This is a genomic window from Rhizobium sp. R711 (genome assembly GCF_002211365.1).
Classification (GTDB): domain Bacteria; phylum Pseudomonadota; class Alphaproteobacteria; order Rhizobiales; family Rhizobiaceae; genus Rhizobium.
Map to the genome: position 1 here is coordinate 1 of NZ_LOKZ01000033.1, position 2,517 is coordinate 2,517.

Annotated in this window: 1 protein-coding gene and 1 pseudogene; both read right to left on the reverse strand. The window is 61.7% G+C overall.

Going from position 1 to position 2,517, the window contains the following annotated elements:
• Nucleotides 1–827, reverse strand: a pseudogene (gene istB / locus ATY80_RS20650) (IS21-like element helper ATPase IstB); the annotation flags it as partial.
• The gene (gene istA, locus ATY80_RS20655; protein ID WP_189637228.1) at nt 824–2,308 is read right to left on the reverse strand and encodes an IS21 family transposase; all 1,485 of its coding nucleotides are present in this window, start codon (nt 2,306–2,308) and stop codon (nt 824–826) included. The gene istA and the pseudogene istB, both read right to left, overlap by 4 nt.
• Between the last annotated feature and the right edge of the window lie 209 nt (nt 2,309–2,517).

A 2,517-nucleotide genomic window follows, 5' to 3' on the forward strand; every position in this document is an offset into this window, starting at 1 on the left:
TGTCGCGCAGCGTCAATCTCGGCGGCATTTCTCATTGTTGCGAAGGCCGCTGGCCTGCCGCGCTGACGTTTGGCTTCCATGGCGGATCGACGCCGGTAGCTTTCGACATTCATCTCAAAGATGGTCGCGTGGTGGACGAGGCGATCAACGGCGGCGAGTGTCATGGCGGGATCGGGGAAAACCCTGTTCTATTCGCCGAAGGGCTGGTTGGCGGTGATCATGATCGATCGCCGCTCGTAGCGCGCGGAGATGAGCTCGAAGAGCACGCTCGTTTCCGCCTGGTCCTTGGTCACATAGGCGAGATCGTCGAGGATGAGCAGATCGAACTTGTCGAGCTTGGCGATGGCGGATTCGAGCTGGAGTTCACGACGTGCCACCTGCAGCTTCTGAACGAGCTCGGTCGTACGCATGAACAGCACCCGCCAACCATTCTCGATGAGCGCGAGGCCGATTGCGGCGGCGAGATGGCTCTTGCCGCCACCGGGTGGGCCGAACAACAAGATGTTCGCTCCCTTGGCGAGCCAGCTATCGCCGGCGGCGATCGCCATGACCTGTGCCTTAGAGACCATCGGAACGGCGTCAAAGTCAAAGCTGTCGAGCGTCTTTCCCGGCGGCAATCGGGCCTCGGCGAGATGGCGTTCAATTCGGCGGCGATCTCGTTCGGCCAGTTCATGCTCGGCAATCACCGACAGGAACCGGGCCGCTGGCCACCCTTCCTTGTCGGCCCGTTCGGCAAAATCCGGCCAAAGGACCTTGATGGCTGGCAGGCGGAGTTCATTGAGGAGCGTGCTGAGCGTGGCGGCGTCGATGGCAGGGGCGTGTCTCATGCGGCGTCCTCCAGATGACGCGCGTCGATCAGGGCTTCATAGCCTTGGAGTGAGGCGAGACGGACGTTGACGGTCGGCAACTGCGCTGGATCGGGTGCGAAGGCGGTCCTCAGCGCGACGATGTCCGGCAGTTCGCCCGCATCGAGGATATTGGCCAGCCGCTCTGCCAGCTCCCGCTCGCAGCCCCGATCATGGGCCAAAGCCAGGAGTTCGACGGTGATCTTGCAGGCCTGCTTGTCGGACAGCCGGTCGATTAGGGTCTCGAAAGCCATCCGGTATTCCTGCCGCGGAAAGAGCTTGTCGCGATAGACAAGCTGAAGCAGCGCCATCGGCTTTTTGCGCAGCGAGTGGATGACATGCCGATAGTCGACCACCTGGTCGTGTTTGCCGCTGGCATGCGCACGCCCTCGTTGGAGCGTCATCAGATGCGTACCGCCGATAAAGAGGTCAAGACGCTCGTCGTATAGGCGCACGCGCAGCCGGTGCCCGATCAGTCGTGACGGCACGGTGTAGAAGACCTTGCGCAAGGTGAAGCCGCCGCTGCGCGAGACGCGCACGACAACCTCCTCAAAATCGCTGGTGCGCGTTCCCGGCAACGGCTGCAGCGCCGTCCGCTCGGCGTCGATGCGCTTGCCATAGCGAGCATTACGACGGCTAACGATCTCATCGATAAAGCCGCGATAGGCAGCGAGATCGTCGAAGTCACGGGTACCGCGCAGCAAAAGGGCATCGCGGATCGCATTCTTGAGGTGGCCATGCGGGCTCTCAATCGCACCGTTCTCGTGGGCAATGCCCTTGTTGTTGCGGGTCGGCGTCATCCGGTAGTGGGCGCAAAGCTCCGCGTAGCGCCGCGTCTGGTCCTCTTTCGCATCGGCGTCCAGATTGCGGAAGGCCGCCGAGAGGCTGTCACTGCGATGATAAAGCGGCGCGCCGCCAAGGAACCAGAGAGCGTTCTGTAGTCCTTCGGCCAGCGCCACGAAGCTTTCGCCACCGAGGACGACGTGGGCGTGTTCGAAGCCGGAATAGGCGAGCCGGAAGTGATAAAGCAGGTGATCGAGCGGCTGGCCTGTGATCGTGATCCCCAGTTCGTTCATGTTGGTGAAGTCGGAAAGCCCCATTCGGCCGGGCTCATGAACCTGGCGAAAGATGACTTCCTGCTCGTCGCCATTGATGGCCCGCCAGGCACGGATCCGCCGTTCCATTGTCCGGCGAACGCCTTCGCTGAGGTCGGGATGGCGGCGCAACATCTCCTCGAAGACGGCCACCGGGCGAATACCAGGTGCCGCCTTCAGCAGCGGCACGACCTCGGTATCGAAGATGTCGGCGAGTGGGTCGGGACGCCGACGGTCACGCGCCTTCTTCACTTGTGATGGCAGTTGCGCAACCTTCTCGATGCGATAGGCCGTTGCTCTGCTGAGCGACGCCTTCGCGGCGGCGACCTCAACCCTGTGCTCTTGTCGTAACTTCATGAAAAGCCTCATCTGATGATCGGTTATGTGACGACCTGGCACAAAGGTGGTTCCCCGTTCTTCGAAGGAACCTAAAGTACCGGTCGAACCGCAATCACCAGATGAATCGGCGCTGCAGCAGCAGTAGAACTCCGTTCGGGCTACGCCCTCTCTGCGTTCCACCGCTGCTGCAGAGTCTCATCTTGATTGACGCTTCGTCTCATCTTGGTTGTCGCGCTGCA